The 417-nt window shown below is 24.5% G+C and carries 1 protein-coding gene; it reads left to right on the top strand.

Going from position 1 to position 417, the window contains the following annotated elements; translation table 11 throughout:
• A partial coding sequence (locus tag IR141_RS12880) for a hypothetical protein (protein WP_209304458.1) occupies positions 1-417 on the top strand: 417 nt, incomplete at both ends.

Below are 417 nucleotides of genomic sequence, written 5' to 3'. Positions count from 1 at the left end.
GTGTTAGAAGCATAGCAAAAGAACTCGCAAAACAAGATGAAAATTTAAACTACAATAAAATTGATCTACCTTATCTTTTAAATAGCTATCATAGTTCATTAAAATCTATAAATTCAGAATTTTTACAAGATGATAATGCTTATTTAAGTCGCGATCTTATTTCAAGACTATCATCAGGTTTTTCAACAGATAATGGAGAATTTTTAGGCCAAATTTCAAGAATTTACAACAATCAAGAAGAAATTGATTTGGCATTAAGCAATATCACAAATTTAAATACTTTAATGTTAGATAATAAAATAACTAATTTTCATTTTGATAAAGCCATAGAAAACACTTCTTCTAATGAAATTTTAAAACCTTATTTAACTAAAAATGCAGAAGTATCAAAATCTGGTCTTTTAATGAATTTTATCT

This window comes from Neisseria sp. 19428wB4_WF04 (genome assembly GCF_015235335.1).
In the GTDB taxonomy this organism is placed as follows: Bacteria; Pseudomonadota; Gammaproteobacteria; order Burkholderiales; family Neisseriaceae; genus Neisseria; species Neisseria musculi.
This window is presented reverse-complemented; position numbering and strand designations above follow the sequence as displayed.